General features: G+C 66.4%; 14 protein-coding genes. 7 read left to right on the top strand and 7 right to left on the bottom strand.

The genetic code is table 11. The features are described 5' to 3' along the window. Positions 1-19 precede the first annotated feature (19 nt). Positions 20-1,426, top strand: a complete 1,407-nt coding sequence (locus VGR67_10235) for a class I adenylate-forming enzyme family protein (protein HEV8336784.1) — start codon at positions 20-22, stop codon at positions 1,424-1,426. Here VGR67_10235 and VGR67_10230 read toward each other — a convergent pair. The 3 genes from VGR67_10230 to VGR67_10220 form a co-directional block, all read right to left on the bottom strand. Next, positions 1,423-2,778, bottom strand: coding sequence for an NAD(P)/FAD-dependent oxidoreductase (locus tag VGR67_10230; protein ID HEV8336783.1), 1,356 nt, complete (start codon positions 2,776-2,778; stop codon positions 1,423-1,425). The genes VGR67_10235 and VGR67_10230 overlap by 4 nt on opposite strands. A gap of 111 nt (positions 2,779-2,889) precedes the next feature. Continuing rightward, complete coding sequence (locus VGR67_10225) at positions 2,890-3,948, bottom strand: hemolysin family protein (GenBank protein ID HEV8336782.1); 1,059 nt, start codon at positions 3,946-3,948, stop codon at positions 2,890-2,892. 164 nt (positions 3,949-4,112) lie between these two features. Beyond that, positions 4,113-4,760 (bottom strand): hypothetical protein, encoded by a 648-nt coding sequence (locus VGR67_10220; protein ID HEV8336781.1) that lies wholly within the window; start codon positions 4,758-4,760, stop codon positions 4,113-4,115. A 254-nt stretch (positions 4,761-5,014) separates the two neighbouring features. Between VGR67_10220 and VGR67_10215 the strand changes: the two genes are divergently transcribed. Genes VGR67_10215 through VGR67_10205 form a run of 3 tightly spaced genes read left to right on the top strand, consistent with a single transcriptional unit; the run spans position 5,015 to position 9,585 of the window. Further along, entirely contained in the window at positions 5,015-5,509 is a 495-nt protein-coding gene (locus VGR67_10215) for a hypothetical protein (protein HEV8336780.1), read from the top strand. Between the two features lie 7 nt (positions 5,510-5,516). Then, positions 5,517-7,325: a SpoIVB peptidase S55 domain-containing protein gene (locus VGR67_10210; protein ID HEV8336779.1), complete on the top strand. Its 1,809-nt coding sequence runs from the start codon at positions 5,517-5,519 to the stop codon at positions 7,323-7,325. 22 nt (positions 7,326-7,347) lie between these two features. Continuing rightward, positions 7,348-9,585: a hypothetical protein gene (locus VGR67_10205; GenBank protein ID HEV8336778.1), complete on the top strand. Its 2,238-nt coding sequence runs from the start codon at positions 7,348-7,350 to the stop codon at positions 9,583-9,585. Between the two features lie 12 nt (positions 9,586-9,597). Here the strand turns inward: VGR67_10205 and VGR67_10200 are convergent, their stop codons facing one another. From VGR67_10200 to VGR67_10185, 4 genes are all read right to left on the bottom strand, one after another. After that, entirely contained in the window at positions 9,598-9,822 is a 225-nt protein-coding gene (locus VGR67_10200) for a hypothetical protein (protein HEV8336777.1), read from the bottom strand. A 27-nt stretch (positions 9,823-9,849) separates the two neighbouring features. Next, positions 9,850-10,938 (bottom strand): hypothetical protein, encoded by a 1,089-nt coding sequence (locus tag VGR67_10195; protein ID HEV8336776.1) that lies wholly within the window; start codon positions 10,936-10,938, stop codon positions 9,850-9,852. Positions 10,939-10,977: 39 nt separating this feature from the next. Further along, positions 10,978-12,147 carry a tetratricopeptide repeat protein gene (locus VGR67_10190; GenBank protein ID HEV8336775.1) on the bottom strand — a complete coding sequence of 390 codons (1,170 nt, stop codon included), beginning with the start codon at positions 12,145-12,147 and terminating at the stop codon, positions 10,978-10,980. 99 nt (positions 12,148-12,246) lie between these two features. Beyond that, on the bottom strand, positions 12,247-13,782 hold the full coding sequence (locus tag VGR67_10185) for a tetratricopeptide repeat protein (GenBank protein HEV8336774.1): 1,536 nt from the start codon (positions 13,780-13,782) through the stop codon (positions 12,247-12,249). Between the two features lie 335 nt (positions 13,783-14,117). On the opposite strand from VGR67_10185, the gene lpxC reads away from it, so the two are divergent. The 3 genes from lpxC (at position 14,118) to VGR67_10170 (ending at position 18,005) form a co-directional block, all read left to right on the top strand. Beyond that, complete coding sequence (lpxC, locus tag VGR67_10180) at positions 14,118-15,047, top strand: UDP-3-O-acyl-N-acetylglucosamine deacetylase (GenBank protein ID HEV8336773.1); 930 nt, start codon at positions 14,118-14,120, stop codon at positions 15,045-15,047. Positions 15,048-15,172: 125 nt separating this feature from the next. Continuing rightward, complete coding sequence (locus VGR67_10175; protein HEV8336772.1) at positions 15,173-15,766, top strand: DUF4390 domain-containing protein; 594 nt, start codon at positions 15,173-15,175, stop codon at positions 15,764-15,766. Next, on the top strand, positions 15,750-18,005 hold the full coding sequence (locus VGR67_10170) for an ATP-binding protein (protein ID HEV8336771.1): 2,256 nt from the start codon (positions 15,750-15,752) through the stop codon (positions 18,003-18,005). Before VGR67_10175 ends, VGR67_10170 begins: the two co-directional genes overlap by 17 nt. Position 18,006 lies beyond the last annotated feature (1 nt).

Below are 18,006 nucleotides of genomic sequence, written 5' to 3'. Positions count from 1 at the left end.
CGGTAGAATCTCCCACGCCATGATGGCGCCGCTGGAACTTTTTCTGCGTTTCGAAGCCTCCGCCTCCACGACGCGCGAGATCGTGCGGTGCGGGACCCAGGGCCCCCCCGTCCCGGGCCACGATCTGAAGAACCGCGTCGCCGCCTGCATCCGGGAGCTGCGGGGCGCCTCGATCCAGGCGGGAGACGTCGTCCTCCTGGAGGGGCTGACCGGCGTCCCGTTCGTGATCGGCGTCCTGGCTTGCTGGGCCTGCGACGCCGTGGTCCTGACCGCGGAGCCTCAGCTTTCCCTCCCGGAGCGGCAGGCGCTGCGCCGCGCCTTCTCCCCCCGGATCCTGCTGCGCGAAGGTCCGGCGCACCTCGTCGCCGAAGGGCCGCGAGGCCCGGCCGGAGGCGCCCTCCCGGACGGCACCGCCGTGATCAAGCTCTCCTCCGGCAGCACCGGAAGCCCGCGCGGAATCGCCGTAACCGCCGCTTCGCTCCTCGCCGACACGGAGCACCTGATCAAGGGGATGAACATCGGGCCGGAGGACCTGAACATCGGGGCGATTCCGCTCTCCCATTCCTACGGCATGGACAGTCTGCTGATGCCGCTCGTCCTGCAGGGATCTCCTCTTCTCCTCGTCTCGCCCCTGCCCGAGCAGCTCGTCCCGGCGCTGGCGATCGAGCGGCCGGCGGTCTTCCCGGGGGTCCCGTACTTCTACGATCTTCTCGGGCGCTCGCCCGAGGTCCGTTTCGCCCCCCAAGGACTGAAGACCTGCCTGTGCGCCGGCGCCTTGCTGAAGCCGTCGACCGCCCGCGCCTTCCGGAGCCGCTTCGGCCTGCCGGTCCGCGCCTTCTACGGTTCCTCGGAGACCGGAGGCATCACCTACGACGCCTCGCCGGACGGTCTCGCCGCGGAAAGCTCGGAAGGTTGCGTGGGAACGCCGCTTCCCGGCGTCGAGGTGCTGCTCGAGGAGGAGGGGCGGGTCGTCGTCCGGGGCGCCAATGTCGCCTCCGGCTACGTCGGCGGCTCGGGGGATTCGGCCAACGGGGAATTCAGGGCAGAGACGTTCCGCACGGGGGACCTCGGCCGGATCGACGCGCCGGGGCTGCTCCACCTCACCGGCCGCCTCGGAAGCCTGGTCAACGTCTCGGGACGGAAGGTGAACCCGCGCGAGGTTGAGGCGGCGCTTTTGGCGCTTCCCGGAGTCGCCGACGCTGCGGTGCTGGGGATCCCGGACGCGGCCCGGGGCGAATCGCTTCTCGCCTGCCTGGTCGCCCGGGCCGGGATGACGCGGGAAGAGGTGATGAGGTTCCTGCGGGAGCGCGTCGCCGCCTACAAGCTGCCCCGCCGAATCCTGTTCCTGCCGGAGCTGCCGCGCAGCGAGCGGGGGAAGCTGGATCGCCGCCTGCTTCTGCGGCAAGCCCGCCTTCCGGAGGACTAGGCCCGGAGGTCCTCGGAATTCAGCGCCGCGGGGGCGCGCGCGGCTTCCGGCCCGGGCGCTTCCATCGCGCCCAGCAGGGGGACGGCGGGCCGCAATGGGAAGAAGCGGTGGATGCGCAGTCCGAGATAGAAGAGGGCCAGGCGCCAGCGCACCGAGAAAGGCGGCTGCATGTGTCCCGCCAGGAGGGTGATCACCGATTCCTTCACTCCGAGCCGAGTCGAAGGCTGCAGGAAGAGATCCATGAACCCGGGCCGGTAGAAGGCGCTGACGATCCGGGTGTAATGGCGGACGTGGCGGATGACCTTGCGCTCATAAGCGGCGAAGACCGAGGGCGAGAGATTCTCCTTCCGCCCCTTCGAGCCCAGCGCCGCGTGCAGCGTGTCGGCGGCCATCTCCGCCGAGGACATGGCCAGCCAGACTCCGGTCGAGAAGACGGGGTCGATGAAGGCTGCCGCGTCCCCGAGCAGCAGATAGCCGTCGCCGGCCACCTCGCGGCAGCGGTAGCTGTAATCGCTGGCGGTCCAATAGCCCGACACCCGCCGGGCTCCCGACATCCGCATCCGGGCCGCCGGGCAGCGCCGAATCGACTCTTCGAGCAGGTCCCCCGGGGCCAGGCCGCTTCCTTTTAAGGCCGCTCCCTCGAGGACCAGCCCCACGCTCGTCCGGCCGCCCGCGAGGGGGATCATCCAGAACCAGGCGTCCTTGAGGATGACCAGGATGATGTCCCCGGCGGCGCGTCCTTCATCCCGGGCGACCCCTTCGTAATGAGCGAAGACGGCCGCCTTGCGAAGATGAGGCGTCATCCGGCGAAGCCCCTTGCGGGACGCGAGGAAGGCATCCCGGCCGCTCGCATCGAGAAGAAACCGCGCCCGATGCCGGCTGAGATTTCCTGCCGCGTCGCGCACCGTCAGCTCGCACCCGCTCCGGGACGAGGCGGTCGCCTCCACGACCGAAACGCCCTGGTGGATCTCGGCCCCTCGATCCGCGGCGTTCTGCAGGAGCATTTCGTCGAAGCGCGAGCGGAGGACCTGATAAGCGCTGGGGTAGCCGGGAACGAGCCCTTCCTCGAAGCAGATGTACCGGGTCACGGCGCCGTCGCTTGAGATCAGCCGCGCGCCCCATTTCTTCACCTGCTCCGCCTGGAGCTTCGTCTCGATCCCGAGGCGCCTGACCAGGTCGGTGCTGAAGGGAAGAAGCGATTCCCCGATGTGGAACCGGGGAAACTTCTCCTTCTCGAAAAGGACGACGCGCCGGCCGGCGGAAGCGAGAAGCGCCGCGGCGGTCGATCCCGCGGGTCCTCCGCCGATGATGGCGACGTCCGCCGGCGCCTCGGCGGCGCGGATTTCGAGCATCGATTCCTCCTTCAGGCCGGCGGAAGCGTCGTCCGGCCGAAACGTCTTGGAAGCTGCCATCCTAAACAAAACGTGCCGCGGCGGGCAAGCGGCTCCTGGCGAGCCGCCGCTTCAGGCGGGCGAGGGGCTCGGCTCGAACTCGTCCTGAATCTCGCCGAAGATCTCCTCGATGATGTCCTCCATCGTCAGGATGCCGATGGCTTGGCCCTGGTCTTCCACGGCGGCGATATGGATCCGCCGCCGGCGCATCTCGCGGATGACCGCATCGATCGGGTCCCTGGGAGACACGGTCACGATGGCGCGCAGGAAGCGATCGAGATCCAGCTTCACCCACTCGGCCTCGGTCAGCCAGGCGAGGTCCTTGATGTTGATGACTCCCACGAACCGCTTCCCCTCGGCGTCAGCCACGGGGTAGCGGGTGTGGCCCGATTTGCGGGCGCGCATCAGGTTCTCCTCCACGGGGCGGCGGGAGTCCCAGACGACCGTCCGCGCCCGGGAGACCATCACGTCCTGCGCCCGCCGATCGGAGAAGCGGGTGGCCCGGTGCATGATCTCCATCTCGGCGGGCGAGAGGATCCCGTGATGCGTCGACTCGGTGAGGACCATCCTCAGCTCCTCCTCGGTCTGCCGGATCTCCCGCTCGCCGGGCTTGATCCCGAGGACGCGCAACGAGAGCATGGAGAGCCGGTTCATCAGGAAGAGGATGGGGTAGAAGATGACGTAGAAAAGCCGCAGCGGAAGAGCGATTCGGAGGGCGCTTCGCCCCGGGCGGCGGATCGCCGCCGACTTCGGCACCAGCTCGCCCAGAATGATGTGGACCACGGTGATCAGGGCGAAGGCGGAGGTCATCGATGCCGAGCGAACCCACACGGGAGCGATTCCCATCAGGGAGAAGAGGGCGGCGAAAAGGGGAGCGAAGGCGTCCTTGCCGATCCACCCGAGTCCGAGGCTCACGATCGTGATCCCCAGCTGGCAGGCGGAAAGGTACTCATCCAGGTGATGGAGGATGCCGGCCGCGATGCGCGCCCGGTGATCGCCCGATTGCTCCAGGTGCCGGATGCGGGTCGGACGGACTCGAACGATGGCGAACTCGGCCGCCACGAAAAACGCGTTGCCCATCACCAGGACCGCCGCCAGGCAAAGGCGGATGGAGATTTCCAAGGAAGTCATCGCGGGTCCTTTCTGCCCGGCGAACGGAGCCGGGCGACCCAAAATATCCCGTTCCGGCCGGCTTGTAAACGCGGCGCAAGGGAATGACGGTGACGGGGAAACCCGAGCCGGATCAGAACGCGGAGGGAGCGGCGGTCGGCAGGGAGGATCTAGCGACGGGAAGCCTATTTCTGCGCGAGGATGAGCGGCTCCCGGACGACGGGATCGGGGAGGAACCGCCGGTAATGGGCCCAGGCGGTCCGGTCGTGGCGCAGGACGTAGTCGCGGAAAGCCTCGAAGTGCATCGAGTAGTTGCGGAAGGCTTCCAGGTAGTCGGCGTGGGTCAGGGTCGGATACTGGTCCTCGTCCGCCTGGGCGAGGTTGTAGCCCCAGGCCACCGCTTCGTAGTAATGGCGATCAATCTCGGGATCGCCGAACGAGGGCACCGGGGTCCGGTCGCCGCGCGCCAGGTGACGGGCGTGGAAGTATTCGTGATCGATCAAGAGCATGGCCCAGCCCAGGCTTCGTCCCGCTTCGCGGGAATCGGCGTAAACGATGATGTCGTTGCGGACTCCCCGCCCCAGGGCGGGGGCGTCCGCAAGCCGGTTGGGGTCCCGGCCGCCGTTGCGAACCAGGCCCATGTAGAGGTTCGTGGGATGGAAGCGAGTCTCACCGACCCGAATCTTCCCCACGTAACGCGCATAATCCGGGCGCAACTCCCGCAGGATCTTGGAATAATCGTCGCTTGTGGCGATGGGCACCCCGGCGAGAGCGGCCCCCGCCACGCCCACCCCGAGCAAAGAGATCCCCACCCACCGGCCGGCCCGGTTCATCGATTCCTCCAAAAGCCTTGTTGGACGTGCCTTTCGGTGAAAACAGCCCGTTGGTTTTCCTAATACCGCGAAACCATCGATCCAGCAAGGAAAAAGAAGCAGCGAAGTGCGTCTGGGCGGGAAAGCGGGCCGCGGGCGGCGCGCGCGACCCTGCGGCGCGTCACCGCCGGAGCGTTCTTGACATCGGGCGGCGAGAATCTCTAATATTCCCGCGCCGTGAAGTCCGCTATGTCTTTTGGTGGAGGTTAATATAGATGGCGAGGGACGTCTATACGACGAACGGGGCGATCGCCAGGCGGGTCTATCGGGCGCTGAAAACCCCCACCGACAACGATCGGACGACCGATCCCATCCTGGCGTTTCACTTCAAATCCAAGAGCGATTCGATCATCATGCGCTGCAACAAGCAGCCGGAAATCTCCGTAAAGGGGAAGGAGCAGACGGCGGGGGAAGTGAAGTTTTTTGCTTACTCCGATTTCAGGGAGTACGATTCTGAAAGCGTGATCTTCAAGCTCAAGGACGAGGTCGCGCTCATCGAGCTCTACGGGAAAGGCGCCGTCGAGCCGCTCCATTGGGACCACTGGGATCGATTCGTCAAGTGGCTCGATTCTCTGACGGAGGACGGAGTGCAGATCTCCTTGAAGCTGCCTTGCCTGGTCTACGAGGCGGTCAAGAGGCAGAAACCCTCCATGCAGAACTTCATCGTCGAATCGATCAAGCGCAGCTTCAAAAACCAGGAAAAGGAATAGACGACGCATGACGCGCAGACGGCGGTCAAGAATCGCTCTGGCCGCGGCGGCCGCAATCCTGTGCAGCCTCGTGGGGGCGGCGCCGCGCGGCTCGGCCGACGGCTCGTTCTATCCCCCCGAGCAGATTCGGCCCGGCATGACGGGAGTCGGCCGCACCGTGTTCCAGGGCCACGTTCCGGAAGAGTTCGAGGTCGAGTTTCTCGGGATTCTGAAGAACGCCATCGGACCCGGCCAGGACATGATCGTCTCGAGGCTTCACGGGAAGAACGTGGAGCGCACCGGAGTGATCGCCGGCATGAGCGGGAGTCCCGTGATGCTCGACGGGAAGCTCGTCGGAGCGATCTCGTACCGGCTGGGGGCTTTCGAGAAGGAGGCGATCGCCGGCATCACCCCGATCGCGGACATGCTGAAAGTCCCCGGAAAGACGCCGGCGCGCTCCACGGCGAGCCCGACGAGCGCGGGCGCGCTGCTGGCGGAATGGACCGCCCCCCCGGCCGCCGCGTCCGGGGACTCCTCCGACCTTCCGGAGGCCGGCGCGGCGATGCGCCGCATCGGCACGCCTCTCGTTTTCTCCGGCTTCCCCGAATCGGTGATCCGGATGGCGACGCCTCTCTTCCGCGCCCGCGGCTTCGAGCCGGTGCAAGGCGGGGGAGGGGGGAGTGCAGGCGGCGAATACCCGATCGAGCCGGGGGTCCCGCTGGCGGTGGCGCTGATCTCGGGTGACCTCAGCATCGCGGCGACGGGAACCCTGACCCACGTCGAGGGCAACCGGATCTGGGCCTTCGGGCATCCCTTCTTCGGCACCGGACCCGTCGACTACCCGATGCTCCGGGCCGAAATCGTCGTCACCTATCCCTCCGCCATGGGATCGTTCAAGATTTCCAACGCCACCAGCACCATCGGCACGCTCAAAGGGGATCGTCTCACGGGCATCGAGGGAGAGATCGGCCCGGCTCCCCGGATGCTTCCCGTCAGCATCGTGCACGCCTCGCCCGAAGGGGAGAGGCGGATGAACTACGAAGTGGTGGAGAACCGCATCCTCACGCCGCTGCTTCTGGGGATCGCCGTTCAGGCCAGCCTGCAGCGGATCGTGGAGTACTCCGCCGAGGAGACGCTGCGCACCGAGCTCCGCATCGATCTGGAAGGGCACCCCCCGGTGGTCTATGCCGCGGTGGATGCCAATCAGGGCGGACCGCAGTCCGGGACTCCCGCCGACGTGGCGCGCGACGTGGCGACGATCTTCAACGCCGTTTACGGGAACCGCTTCAGCGAGGTGCGGGTCAAATCGCTGGCGATGCGGGCCGAATCGATTCCACAGGCCCGGATGGCGCGAATCGGGGAGGTTTCCGTGACACCGGCCACCGCGAGGGCGGGGGAGGACCTCACGGTAAGCGTCTCCATCCAGCCCTACCGGGCGGAGCCGTTCCTCCGGAGATTCCGCGTGCGAGTGCCCCCCGACACTCCCAAAGGGCCCCTCCTCCTCACCGTGTCCAGCGCGCGGAACCTCAACCAGATCGAGGGAAATCTCCTGCAGCGCCGATTCACCGGGGCTGAGGACGTCGACGACGTCATCCGTTTCCTCAACGGACTCCGGTCCGACGAAAAAGTCTATCTTCAATTGGCACGGCGCAGCCTGGGGGCGGTGGTGCAGGGCGAGGCGCTCCCCTCGCTGCCCCTTTCCGTGATGTTCACGCTCGGCAGCAGCCGTTACGCGGCCGAGGAGTATCCCTATCCCGATCTCCCCCTGCTCGAAGACTCGCAGAAGACCGACTTCGTCCTCACCGGCGGCCGCCGGATGAGCGTCCAGGTGCGCTGACGTCCGTCACCGCGGAGGAGTGATGCATCGAGGCATGGCTCGATACGGGTTCGTGGCGCTCGCGGCGCTGGCGCTCGCGGCGCCGATCTGGGCAGCTTCCTCCCAGACCTGGAGACACCGGACGCGCGGCGAGAGAGAGCAGGGGGATCTCAAGGGTGTGTCGCTCCTGAACGACGGATCCCTGACTCTCGGGCCGGCGCTGGAGAGTCTGGCTCAGTCGGCCGATCCCTACCTGTGGGCGCTGGCCCGGGATTCCCGCGGCAACATCTACGCGGGAGGAGGGAGCGAGGGAAAGGTCTACCGGCTGGAGAAGGGCGGCAAGCTGTCGCTTTTCCTCGACACGCCGGAGCTCGAAGTCCACGCCCTCGCGGTGGACTCGAAAGACAACCTCTACGTGGGGACCTCACCCCGGGGCAAGATCTATCGCGTCAGTCCCTCTGGCAAGGCCAGCGACTTCTTCGCTCCCGGGGAGACCTACATCTGGTCGCTGGCGTTCGACCAAGGCGGCGATCTCTACGCCGCCACCGGGACGGAGGGAAGGATCTATCGGGTATCGCCTTCCGGCAAGGGGGAAGTTTTCCTCGACACCGACGAAACCCACGTGCGAATTCTCATCCCGGCCTCCGGAGGCGGGCTGATCGCCGGAACGGACGGCAAAGGGCTCGTTCTTCGGATCGATCGGTCTGGAAAGAGTACCGTTCTGGCGAACTCCCCGCTCGGCGAGGTCACCGCGCTGGCCGCAAATCCCCGCGGCACGATCTACTTCGCCGCCGCGGGTCAGACGGCGGGCCGGGGGGCGGCGGCGCGGACTTCGCCTCCCCCTGCGTCGCCACGCCCGTCGCCGGCGGAGGAGGAACGGGCTCCCGGGCAGCCCCCGCCGGAGCCGCCGCAGCCGCCTCCCACGCCGCAGCCGGCGGCCCCGGCGCCCCCCTCGATGGCGGCCGTCGAGTCGAGGATTGTCCTCGTCGAGCCCGATGGCTACACGCGCGAAATCTGGACCGGCATGGGCGACCTGATTCTTTCCCTGGCGGTGGACCGGGACGGCACTTTGATCGCGGGAGCGGGAACGGACGGGAGGATCTATCGGGTCGATCCCGGACGGGGCGAGGCCACGTTGCTGGGGAAGGCCGAATCGGCCCAGGTCAGCGCGCTCCTTCCCGAGCCGGGCGGTTCTTTCCTGGTCGCCTGCAACAATCTCGGCGCGCTGTACCGTCTGGGCGCGAGAATCGCCTCGGAAGGGACGTTCGTCACCGTCCCCTTCGACGCGAAGGTCTTCTCGAGCTGGGGAAGAATCGCCTGGAAAGGGGAGACACCGGCGGGCTCCTCGATTGCCCTCCAGGTCCGCACGGGAAACACCTCGGATCCCGACGCCACTTGGTCCGACTGGTCGCCCGCCGCCCGCAACCCCGAGACGCTGATCGACCGCCCGCGAGCCCGCTACGTCCAATGGCGGGCCACCCTGAAGAGCTCGGACGGCAAGGCGGCCCCCCGGCTCGGCGAGGTCACGCTGAATTTCCTGCAGCGCAACCTTCCTCCGGAGCTCAAGTCGGTCGAAGTGCAGTCCCCGGGAGTCGTGTTTCAGCGGCCCAATCGAAACAACGCCACGGCGGCAGCTCCTTCGGAGGGAGCGGGGGGGGCTGGACGCGGCGCCGACCGCGAGCACCCGGCCAGGCGCCCCCCCCAGCAGCCCCGGCCGCAAAACGACAAGGACGGGCGGGCGGTCCAGTGGAATTCCCAGGATCCCAACGGCGACGATCTCCAGTACTCGGTCTACTATCGCGGCGTCGACGAGAAGGAGTGGAAGCTGATGGAAAAGGATCTCACGGATCCCTTCTTCAGCTGGGACGCGACGTCCATGTCGGACGGGACCTACCTCGTGCGCGTCGTCGCGGACGATTCTCCGTCCAATCCGGACGGGGCAGCCCTTTCCTCCGAAAGGCTCAGCGAGCCGTTCGACATCGACAACAACCCTCCGCGGGTCACGCCGATCAAGGCCTCCGTGGCGGGATCGACGGCCAAGCTGGAGTTCGGCGTGGAGGACTCGTTCTCGATGCTTGGAATCGTGGAGTATTCCCTGAACGCGGCGGAGTGGAAGGCGATCAATCCCGTCGACGGGATCACCGACTCGAGCCGCGAGGATTATCGCGTCGAGATCTCCGCCCTCAGCCCAGGGGAATACGCCTTCGTGGTGCGGGCCCACGATGCGGAGGGAAACTCCGCCACCGCCAAGACGCTGTTCCGGGCGAATGGATCCCGTTGAGCCGGGAATCGATCACTTGTTGCCGCTGTGCCCGGGAGAGAAAGTGTCCTTCTTGAAGCCGCCCCCGGGATAGCGGTGGCTGCTCGATTTCTTGCCCAGCATGCGGCTTAACTCCTCTTTCTCGCGGGCCCGCCGCTCCTGGAGCTGTTTCAGATAGTTCTTTCTCCGCTCCATCAGCTCCTTCGAAGCGGGTTGCGTCGCCTCGGTCTTTTCCTTTTTCTTCTTCGGCTTCTTCACGGCACGCCCTCCTTCGGAAATTACCGGCTAGCCCGCCATCTCGGGACCCAGAGCGGTCGGATCGCCTCCGGCGAGAGTCCGGACCAGCTCCTCGCGGAAATAATCGGCCTTGGCGGAGACGCTGCGGGGAACGCGCTGCTCGTAAGCCAGCCGGCTCCGATCGATGTCCTCCCTCAGGCGCGCGTAGAGGTCTCGGCGCTTACGCCCCAGGAGGACGAGATCCTCGTTGTAGAGCAGCAGCTCGGAAATCAACAGCCGGGCGAACCGGCGCGCGTCTTCGTGGAGCGCCTTCTCCTCCTCAGGCACGTCGGGACGGCCGGCGCCCGGCCCGGGCGGAGCAAGGTCCTCTTCGAACGGATCCGCGAACCCGCCGGCGTCCGCGACGAAGCTCCCCCCCTCCTCGCCCGCTGGAACGCGCACTTCCAGAGTCGTGGGCGATTCGATCTCTTCCTCGGCTGCCTCGTCGGGATGCGACAGGACGGCCAGATGGTTGGCCACCAGGGACGTCACGCTGGTGAGCACCTCGACGGAGCCCGCGTCGCGGGCTCGGCGCCTGTCGCCGCCGTCATCCGCATAGAGCACGGCCGCGACATGGTCCCGCACCAGGATCGGCGCCGCCATCGCCATTTCGGGAAGACGATCGCCCGGTCGCGGAGAAGGGAGAAATCGAATTCTCCCGTCGGCCACCCCGCGCCGCACCGCGGAACGGGATTCCACCGCCTCGAGAAGGATCGACTCTTCGCGCAGATCGACCGAGAGGCTCTTCGCCGGATCCCCGCTCTCGGCCTCGGGAAGTCCCACCGAGCTCCACCCGCGGGCCGCATCCTCCTGGACGATGAAGAGACAGACGCGCGAGAAGCAGCGGGAAGCCCCCTCGAGGAGGTGATCCAGCAGGGCGATCTGGTCTTCCGAGCCGGCCAGGGAACGGACCGACTCCGCCAGGAAGCCGGAATCGGCCGTCTCGCTCTGCGGGGCGATGTCCGACAGCGGAAACGCCGGAAAAGGCTGCAGGAGCTCTTGGCTGAGCGCGTCGACGCCGGCGCGGAACTGTTCGACTCTCTCCTTCAGGATGCGGGCGAGCTCAGTCTCCGTCCCGCTGCGGGTCGGCGGTGACATCGGGTCCCTCCTCGGTTCTCAAGATTGGCGGGAAGATGCTCAAAAGGAAGACGAGACGCGCGAGCGGGATCTCGGAGAGCGTGAGTCCCGAGGGGGACGGCGGTCGCGCGCTCCCTCTCCCGGGAGGGAGAGCAGGGTATGGCGAATCCCGTCCAGGACCGACAACATCGTCGTCCGGTCCGGGAGGCCGGGAAGCCGCGACCGCGCCCGAGCGGCGAGAGCCTTGCGATAGCAGCGCAGCGCCTCCCGGCGGCGGCCCCGGAGTCGATAGGCGTTCCCAAGATTGTTCCAGGCCGGCGCGTAGCGGGGATTGATCCGGAGGCATCGAAGGTAGCACTGAGCGGCCCGCCAAGAGCCGCCATCGTCGGCGTAGGCGTTTCCCAGATTGTTCCAGGCTTCAAAATCCTGCCCATCCAGCTGCAAGGCGCGACGATAGGCGCGGCGAGCCTCGGGGGATCTTCTGAGCGCGGCAAAGGAATTCCCGAGGTTGTACCAGGCCGCGGAATCCCTCGGGTCGAGCTCCACCGCCGTCTCGAAACAACGCACCGCGTCGGGATGCCGGCCGAGTCTTGAGCACGCACAGCCGGCATTATACCAAACGCGCTCATCGTCCCGGCAGAGACCGATCGAGCGGCGATAGGCGCGCAGAGCTTCTGCGAGCGCCCCGGAGTGCGACAGCATGTTGCCGTAGTTATAAAGCGATTGATACATCGGATCGGTCGATTCCGCCGCCCGCCGATAGCAGCGTGTCGCCTCGCCCAAATTGCCGGTCCGCTCGTGCGCATTGCCGAGATTGTTCCAGGCCGCCTGCATTCCCGGATCGAGCGCCAAGGCCCGCCGGTAGTGAGGCAGGGCGCGCCGCAGGCTCTTCCCCTTGGCGTGCGCGTTGCCGAGGTTGAACCAGGCGTGAGGATCCTCGGGCTGGAGCGACGCGGCGCGGCGGTAGGCCGCGCGGGCCTTGGGCAGATTCGCCATGAGCTCGTGGGCGTTTCCGATCCGGATCCAGAGGGCGCCGGCCGGGGCGTCGCCCTCCCGGATGATTCTCTTCCAGGCCTCGATGGCGGCGGCGTAGCGGCCGAGCCCGAAGAGACGCTCCGCCCGATCGAGAGGATTCCCGCTCCTCTGCTTGACCTTCCGCCTCGGGGCGGGCGCGTCAGGAAGCGGCGTTGAGTGGGAGGTCTCGGACTTTTTTCGACCCGGTGGGGGCACGGTGCGACCCCGGTGACGAATGGCGGCGAAAGGTACCACGTGGAAAGCCATCAAGTCAATCGATTGACGGAGAAAGGGGAGGCCGGCGGGATCGGAGCGTCAGTCGTGATAAGTGTTTTCGAGCCAGGCACGCGCCGCGTCACGGGAGCCTCCCACGTCGGCGTACTTCAAGGCCTCTTCGTAACGTTTCAAGGCTTCCTCCCGGCGCCCCATCATGTCGAGGACGTTGCCGATTCGGACGAGGGTCCAGCCGCGCCAAACATCCTCCGTTCGGGCCGGACGCGACGCCGCCTGCTCGAAGTTCCGGAGCGCCTCCGCGTACTTTCGGAGCTTCATGTAGGAGATTCCCTTGCGAAACAGCGTCTCCGGATCTCCGGGCCGGAGTTTCAGCGCCTGGTCGGCCTGCCCGATAGCTCCCTCGAAGTCCTCCCGATCGTAAAGGTAGTAAGCTCGCTCGAGGGGGTCGTTTTGCTCGTTTTCCGTGATCACCAGCGCCTCGACGAGACCCTCCTCGGAGGAGTCGGCCTGGAAGAGGTATGCCGGCCGCTTCAGGAAGCCGTCTTGCACCGCTTTCTCCATGAACCGAAAGCCCACTGCCGAGAACTCGGCGGCGATCGCCTCATCCCTCGACGCGCCGAGCAGCCGCGCCGCCGCATCCGGATCGAGGAGGTCGAGGACCTTCTTCGCGTACCGTCGCGAGGCCTGGCGGAGCTCCGCGAGAAGCTTGCTGTCTTTGCGCAGTACCGGAACGCGCACCCGCTTCTGCGCATCCAGGACGCCGAGCTCCGTGAGCGCCTCGGCGGTCCCCTCCTTCTCCCAGGGACGCTGGCTCAAGGCACGATCCAGAATCTCGCGCCGGGTGGAAAATTCCTCGACCACGGGATTGAGGTAGGAGGTGGCGGTCCAGAGGTAATGGAGCGTCTCGCTTCCCGAGCTGTACCGATCTACGCCGGTGGAGTATGGGTCTCCGGGAATCAGGATCCAAAGGTAACCCTCGTCCCGCAGGCGCTGCGCTTTCAACGCTCCCGTCTCGGCGAGCGACGCTTCGGCGGCGCGGGACTCAAGCATTTCCGACCAGAGGAGAGTGTAAAGCCAGGGAACGACTTTCTCCTTTTCGGCGGCCTTGCGGATTTTCTTCAAAGAAGGCCGCAGCGAAACGTAAGCTCCCTTCGCCGCCGATTGGACCGCCGCGCCGAAGGTTTCGCGGGCCGCCTCGCGAATTAGCGGGAAAGCGGGGCGGAGGCCGCTCGAGGATTCCCGAACCATCCTGCCGGCAATCAGATCCTGCAGCGCCAGGTCGAGATCCGGCACCCCAACGCGCGCCAGGTCTTTTCGATCGGCGCCGTCCTGAAGAGCCAGAAAGAGGCGCGCGTTAATCGGGTCGAACAGCTTCTCGGTTCCCCAGGCGTCCCGGAATCCGCCCAGATAACCGATTCCCATCACATATTCGTTGGGGATGGCCGGCTCGGGCGCGGGCTCGAAAACCAGCTCCCCTTCCGGCTCGGCGGGCTGGGTCTGGGAGAGGTCCGATCCGGGCTGGGGGGGCGGCGGAGACCCTTCCCCAGAAAGGGCCGCCGAACCCGCGAAGAGCGCCACGAGGATCGGCAAGAAACTGGCTCGCACCCACGCTTTCATGCTCTAGGACACTCCTGGCGAGATCGAGGCGGCTGGTCGGGACGGAGTCCTTTTTGCTTCGCGGAATCGTACCAGACCGGCTTAACCGATTCCACCTCCAGGCGAGGAAGCTTCACGCGAGGTTTCCTCCCGGCGATGTGCACAAACACCACAGCATTTGTGGCAGGAATGAGACTCCGGCTTCCATGGAGTAAGCCACTCTCAGTCGGGTTGATTCATGTAACTAATTTATTAACATAATGATAGACAAGCAAATTTGGCTTCTTCCCGGCCTGGCATAGAGACTGCTCTTAGCCGAACCGGGACTCGAAACGCGCCAGGCTCGGGGGAAGCGGATGTTCGATCAAAAAACCTTGAAACGCGAAATCGTCCTCGAAGGCCCGGGCCTTCACACCGGACGGACGGTGAGGATGCGGGCGCTGCCTGCTTCGCCCGACAGCGGTCTCGTCTTCGTGCGCACGGATCAGGATCGATACGAAATACCGGCCCGCCGGGAATTTCTGGAGACGACCCGCCTTTCAACGACGCTGGCCCGGAACGGCATCCGGATTGGCACCGTGGAGCATCTCCTCGCCGCTCTCACCGGGCTGGGAATCGACAACGCGCGCATCGAAGTGGACGGCCCTGAAGTGCCGATCGCCGACGGGAGCTCGGCTCCGTTCGTCGCCGCGATCCTGGAAGCCGAAGTGCTCCGGCAGAGAACCGAGCGGCGTTTCCTGACCATTCACCGCCCGCTCTTCGTGAGCGAGGGCGAAAAGAGAATCGCCGTTTTTCCCTCGAACGATTTTCGGGCCACTTATGCCATCGATTTTCCCGGCACCTCGATCGGATACCAGGAAAAAGAGATCCGTCTGACGGCCCAGAATTTCGTCGAGGAGATCGCGCCGGCCCGGACCTTCTGCCTTCACCGCGACGTGGAAGCGATGCGCCGCGAAGGGCTCGCGCTCGGGGGGAGCCCGGACAATGCCGTGGTCATCGGAGACGACGGGTTTGTGTTCGGATCCCTGCGTTTCGAAGACGAATGCGTCCGGCACAAGATTCTCGACCTGATGGGCGATTTGGCCCTTCTGGGACATCCGCTCCGGGGGCATATCGTCGCCTTCAAGGGGGGCCACCGGCTTCACGGAGCCCTGGTGGAGAGGATTCTTCGGGCTCCCGAGGCCTGGACTCTCGGCTCCGGCAGGGAGTTCCTTCCCGTGCACCTGCTCCGGAGATTCGAGGATCAGAAGGCCGGCGTTCTCCCCGGCCAACCCGTCTCGGCCTGATTTCCGCCCCGCCGCCCTCGGCCGCCGCCAATCCGCGCGGCAGCTTGTCATTCCGCGACCGCTTCTTCTAAACTGGCCCGGCAGGCGGCGCGCCGGATTGGCGATCCGCCTCCCAGGCGCGGAGAATGCCCCGGAACGGTTCAGCAGCCCTCTTTCTCGTCCTCTCCCTGGCGCCGCCCGCGCCGGCCGGGGAGGCGCTGCCGCAGCCCGATGCGCGCCCTCCCGCGATCGTCGGGCTGGCCGTGGAGCGCTCGGACGGACAATACGTCGCCTCGTTCCGGCTCGAATCGGCGTTCGACGCGGAGACTCTCGGGAAGATCGATTCCGGCCTCGAGGTGGTTCTCGATTACCGCATTGAAGTGGTGCGGCGCCGCCGCTTCTGGATGGACGATCGGACGGTGCAGCGCCGCGTCCTTGCCTCGACGCGTTACGACAGTCTCTCCCGCCAGTACAATCTCCTGCTCAGCGTCGACGCGCAGGTGGAGAGAAGCTCCACGACGGACAAGCCGGCGGAGATGCGCCGGTGGATGACGGAGATCCATGGAATCGTGCTGGGGCCGGTGTCCGGCTTCACGCCTCCCGGGGAGTTCGCCGTCCGTGTAAAATCGGACTTCCCGCCCCGCTTCGTCCTGTTCTTCATTCCCTGGGATCGGGACACCCCTTGGGCGAGAGTTCCGCTCGCCCCCGCGGCCCCCGACGTGCATGATGCCGGCCGGTAGCCACCGTCCCCGACGGGTCCGAGTCGATCGGCTGATTCTGCTGGCCCTGGGGATTCTGGTCATCCTGTTCCTGGCCGGCTATCTTCTGGCGCGCCGGGCCAGGGATTTCTCCTGGCCCTACATCACCAGCTCGGTACTCCTCTCCTTCCTCGGCATCACCAACGTCATCCTGATTCTGACCCTTCTCAGCCTGCTAATGAGGAACTTGATCAAGGTCCTCATCGAGCGGCGGCGCAACATCCTGGGGTCGCGTTTCAAGACGAAGCTGGTCTTCACGATGCTGGCCCTCTGGTTCGTCCCCTCGGGGATCATCTTCTGGGCGGCGCTGCATGCGATCCAGGGGAGCGTCGATCGCTGGTTCTCCACGCCCGTCGATCGGATCGCCGCGAGCTCTCAGGAGGTCGTCGACGCCTTCTATGCCGATTACAAGGAGCGCGGATCCGTCTCGGCGCGCCGGATTCGTGACCGGATGGAAAGCGGCCGGCTTCTCGACCCCGGCCGGCGGGAGGAGATCGGACAGGCGCTGCGGGAGCGGCTGCGCGAGGAGAAAGTCGATCTGGTGAGCCTCTACCGCAAGGACGAGGACCTTCCGCTGAGCCTCGTGGATCCCTCCGTGCCGCGGCCGGGCGACTTGGAGGGCATCCCCCAGCCGGTGCTGGCCCGGGGGTTTTCGGGGGAGCCTTTCCAGTGGATTTCCCATCTCGGAAGCGGGCTGGTGGTGCGCTGCGGCGAGCCGGCCCGGGACGTTTCGGGCAAGCCGATCGCCGTGGTCGTGGCCGGATACTACATCCCCAAGGATTTCACGGCCCTGACCGCTCGGATCAACGCCTATAACGAGCGCTACCGGCAGGACAAGGCCCAGAGAGGCTCGATCAAGAACGTGTACATCTTCGCCTTCGCCTTCATCACGTTGCTGGTCCTGTTCTCCGTGACCTGGATCGGGCTCTACCTGGCGCGGGGCGTGACCGAGCCGATCGGGATGCTGGCCCAGGGGACGCGCGAGATCTCGTCGGGCAATCTCGATTTTCGCGTGCACGTCCGGACGCGGGACGAGCTGGGGATCCTCGCCGAGTCGTTCAATCGGATGACCCACGAGCTGAAGGCGGGCAAGGAGACCATCGAGCGCTCGAATCGCGAGCTGCTCCGGAGCAACCAGGAGATCGAGGAGAGACGCCGGTACATCGAGGCCCTGCTGCAGAGCATCACCACGGGGGTCATCTCCCTCGACGCCGAGGGGCGGGTCACGACCCTGAACCGCGCCGCGTTCCGGATCCTGGCCCTCGACAGCCGGGCCGATCCTGTGGGAAGGCCCTACGGCGAGCTCCTCGCGCGACCCGCCCTGAAGGAGATCGCCGAAGCGGTGGAGAACAGCCGCCGCGCGCCGGACCTCACCCCCGCCCGGGAAATCACCTTGAACGTCGAAGGAATGTCGCTGACGCTCGCCGTGTCGATCACGGCGCTGCCGGACGGCCGGGGCGGGGCGCCGGGGCTGCTGATCGTGCTGGAGGACCTGACGCCGCTGATGCGGGCCCAGCGGGTGGCAGCATGGCGGGAGGTGGCCCGCCGGCTGGCTCACGAGATCAAGAATCCGCTGACGCCCATCCAGCTGTCCGCCCAGCGCATCCTCAAGAACTTCCATGAATCGAGCCCCGAGCTCCCGGAGGTGCTCGAGCAGGGGACGCAGACGATCATCCGCGAAGTGGCGACGCTGAAGACCCTGGTGGACGAGTTCTCCCGCTTTGCCCGGCTTCCGGCGCTGAGTCCGGTTCCCTGCGATCTCAACCAGCTTCTCGACGGCACCGTGTCGCTCTACGACGGGATGGACGGCAAGCTCCACTTCGAGAAGCGGTATGATCCGCGCCTGCCGAGGGTGCTCCTGGACCCGGAGCAGATCCGGCGCGTCTTCGTCAACCTGATCGACAACGCCCGGGACGCCATGGGGGGGGCGGGAACGATCACGCTCACGACCGCCTACTTTCCGGACGTCGAGGCACTGCGGGTGGAGGTCGCGGACGAGGGTCCCGGAATCCCGGCCGAGGACCGCGATCGCCTGTTCGTGCCGTACTTTTCCACCAAGAAGAAGGGGACGGGGCTGGGGCTGGCGATCGTGAACCGAATCGTCTCGGATCATCACGGATACATCCGCGCCGAGAGCCGGAAGCCGCGGGGGGCCCGCTTCATCGTCGAGCTTCCCGCCCGAAAGGAGGACGCGCCGGGCCGCTTGAGCCGGAGCGAATGAC

The organism is Candidatus Polarisedimenticolia bacterium (assembly GCA_036004685.1).
In the GTDB taxonomy this organism is placed as follows: domain Bacteria; phylum Acidobacteriota; class Polarisedimenticolia; order Gp22-AA2; family AA152; genus DASYRE01.
This window is presented reverse-complemented; position numbering and strand designations above follow the sequence as displayed.

Excerpts from the sequence above, each read along its gene's own strand:
- VGR67_10235 (HEV8336784.1), top strand. The coding sequence starts at position 20 with ATGATGGCGCCGCTGGAACTTTTTCTGCGTTTCGAAGCCTCCGCCTCC.
- VGR67_10230 (HEV8336783.1), bottom strand. The coding sequence starts at position 2,778 with ATGCTCGAAATCCGCGCCGCCGAGGCGCCGGCGGACGTCGCCATCATC.
- VGR67_10225 (HEV8336782.1), bottom strand. The coding sequence starts at position 3,948 with ATGACTTCCTTGGAAATCTCCATCCGCCTTTGCCTGGCGGCGGTCCTG.
- VGR67_10220 (HEV8336781.1), bottom strand. The coding sequence starts at position 4,760 with ATGAACCGGGCCGGCCGGTGGGTGGGGATCTCTTTGCTCGGGGTGGGC.
- VGR67_10215 (HEV8336780.1), top strand. The coding sequence starts at position 5,015 with ATGGCGAGGGACGTCTATACGACGAACGGGGCGATCGCCAGGCGGGTC.
- VGR67_10210 (HEV8336779.1), top strand. The coding sequence starts at position 5,517 with ATGACGCGCAGACGGCGGTCAAGAATCGCTCTGGCCGCGGCGGCCGCA.
- VGR67_10205 (HEV8336778.1), top strand. The coding sequence starts at position 7,348 with ATGCATCGAGGCATGGCTCGATACGGGTTCGTGGCGCTCGCGGCGCTG.
- VGR67_10195 (HEV8336776.1), bottom strand. The coding sequence starts at position 10,938 with ATGTCACCGCCGACCCGCAGCGGGACGGAGACTGAGCTCGCCCGCATC.
- VGR67_10185 (HEV8336774.1), bottom strand. The coding sequence starts at position 13,782 with ATGAAAGCGTGGGTGCGAGCCAGTTTCTTGCCGATCCTCGTGGCGCTC.
- lpxC (HEV8336773.1), top strand. The coding sequence starts at position 14,118 with ATGTTCGATCAAAAAACCTTGAAACGCGAAATCGTCCTCGAAGGCCCG.
- VGR67_10175 (HEV8336772.1), top strand. The coding sequence starts at position 15,173 with ATGCCCCGGAACGGTTCAGCAGCCCTCTTTCTCGTCCTCTCCCTGGCG.
- VGR67_10170 (HEV8336771.1), top strand. The coding sequence starts at position 15,750 with ATGATGCCGGCCGGTAGCCACCGTCCCCGACGGGTCCGAGTCGATCGG.